The 2,113-nt window shown below is 70.6% G+C and carries 2 protein-coding genes; both read right to left on the bottom strand.

The window, feature by feature from the left end:
• Positions 1-121: 121 nt before the first annotated feature.
• Complete coding sequence (locus ACFU95_RS32110) at positions 122-751, bottom strand: MBL fold metallo-hydrolase (RefSeq protein ID WP_383834707.1); 630 nt, start codon at positions 749-751, stop codon at positions 122-124.
• Complete coding sequence (locus ACFU95_RS32105) at positions 751-1,836, bottom strand: S-(hydroxymethyl)mycothiol dehydrogenase (RefSeq protein WP_383834704.1); 1,086 nt, start codon at positions 1,834-1,836, stop codon at positions 751-753. Before ACFU95_RS32105 ends, ACFU95_RS32110 begins: the two co-directional genes overlap by 1 nt.
• Positions 1,837-2,113 lie beyond the last annotated feature (277 nt).

Genomic DNA, 2,113 nt, shown 5'->3' with positions numbered 1-2,113 from the left:
GAAGGGAAGGAGGGTTTTGGTGGGGGGGAGGGCGCTTTCCCGGCCGGAGGGCACCGCACACCCCCCCCCCAAAAAAAAAAACCGGCCCCCCCCCCCGCCACAGGGAGCCCCCCGGAAAGGGTCAGAACCCGCGGTCGATCCACTCCTGGAGGTGCGGGGCCTCGGCCGCGACCGTCGTCGTGTCACCGTGTCCGGTGTGCACGACCGTCTCCCCCGGCAACGTCAGCAGCCGGTCCCGGATCGACTCGATGATGGCGGGGAAGTGGCTGTACGACCGTCCCGTCGCCCCCGGTCCCCCGGCGAACAGCGTGTCGCCGCTGAAGAGCGCCGTCAGGTCCGGGGCGTACAGGCAGACCGCGCCGGGAGCGTGCCCGGGGGTGTGCAGCACGGTCAGCTCGACGCCGGCCACCGAGAGCCCCTGGCCGTCGGTCAGTTCGGCGTCCGGCGCCCGGTCGGGGTGGGTCTGCTTCCACAGCGGCAGGTCGTCCGGATGGAGGAGGACCGGGGCGCCCGTGCGCTCGGCGAGTTCGGGCGCGGCGTCGATGTGGTCGTTGTGCGCGTGCGTGCACACGATGGCCAGCAGGGTCCGCCCTCCGACGGCCCGGGCGATGGCCTCGGCGTCATGGGCGGCGTCGATGACGATCGCCTCGGTGTCGTCGCCGACGATCCACACGTTGTTGTCGACGTCCCAGGTGCCGCCGTCCAGCGAGAACGTCCCCGAGGTGACGAGGTGTTCGATGCGGGCGGCCATCAGAGGACCACCACCGAGCGCAGCACGTCGCCCTGATGCATCCGCTCGAAGGCCTTCTCGACCTCGTCCAGCGCGATGGTCTCCGTGACGAAGGCGTCCAGGTCCAGCCGGCCCTGCAGATACAGGTCGATGAGCATCGGGAAGTCCCTGCTCGGCAGGCAGTCGCCGTACCAGGAGGACTTCAGCGCGCCGCCGCGGCCGAAGACGTCCAGCAGCGGCAGCTCCAGCTTCATCTCCGGGGTCGGCACGCCCACCAGGACGACCGTACCCGCGAGGTCACGGGCGTAGAACGCCTGCCGGTACGTCTCCGGGCGGCCGACCGCCTCGATCACGACGTCGGCGCCGTGGCCGCCGGTCAGCTCGCGGATCGCCTCGACCGGGTCGGCGGTCCGGGAGTTGACGGTGTGGGTCGCGCCCAGCTTCCTGGCCGTCTCCAGCTTGTGGTCGTCGATGTCCACCGCGATGATCTTCGCCGCGCCCGCCAGGCTGGACCCGACGACCGCCGCGTCCCCGACACCGCCGCAGCCGATGACCGCGACCGAGTCACCGCGACCGACGTTGCCGGTGTTGATGGCCGCGCCGATGCCCGCCATCACCCCGCACCCCAGCAGCCCTGCCGCGGCCGCCGACGCGGCCGGGTCGACCTTCGTGCACTGCCCCGCCGCCACCAGCGTCTTCTCCGCGAACGCGCCGATGCCCAGCGCGGGCGACAGCTCGGTGCCGTCGGTCAAGGTCATCTTCTGCTTGGCGTTGTGGGTGTTGAAGCAGTACCAGGGCCGTCCGCGCAGGCAGGCCCGGCACTGACCGCACACCGCACGCCAGTTGAGGATCACGAAGTCACCGGGTGCCACGTCCGTGACCCCCTCCCCCACCGACTCCACGACACCCGCGGCCTCGTGGCCCAGCAGGAAGGGGAAGTCGTCGTTGATGCCCCCCTCGCGATAGTGCAGATCGGTGTGACAGACCCCGCAGGCCTCGATCTTCACCAGCGCCTCACCCGGGCCCGGGTCGGGCACGATGATCGTTTCCAGGCTGACGGGGGCTCCCTTGCCCCGCGCGACGACGGCACGGACCTGCTGTGTCATGGCCACTCCTCGACTGGTCGAGACTTGAATCAGATGTTGCTCATTACGGCACACATCTCGTGTGCCGCAACACAGCATCGTTGAGCGCCGACCGGCGGTCAAGGAGCGCGACGGGGTTGCCTCGGCCGGGCACGATCGCCGTACGGCAGCGCGAACGCACGGCGGGGGCGGGGGCGCACCCGTCGGTGCCCCCGCCCCCCCAAGAGTGGGTTCCCCCCCCCTCCACCAGAGGAGGAGGGGGACGGCTTTTGTTGCCTGGGGTTTTCTGGTTTTTTTT

The organism is Streptomyces sp. NPDC057623, assembly GCF_042800355.1.
Taxonomy (GTDB): domain Bacteria; phylum Actinomycetota; class Actinomycetes; order Streptomycetales; family Streptomycetaceae; genus Streptomyces.
Note: the sequence above shows the minus strand (reverse complement) of the source record. Positions and strands in the feature narration are given on the sequence as shown.

What these genes read in the sequence shown, in the direction of transcription:
- ACFU95_RS32110 (WP_383834707.1), bottom strand. Translation starts at nt 751, where the DNA reads ATGGCCGCCCGCATCGAACACCTCGTCACCTCGGGGACGTTCTCGCTG.
- ACFU95_RS32105 (WP_383834704.1), bottom strand. Translation starts at nt 1,836, where the DNA reads ATGACACAGCAGGTCCGTGCCGTCGTCGCGCGGGGCAAGGGAGCCCCC.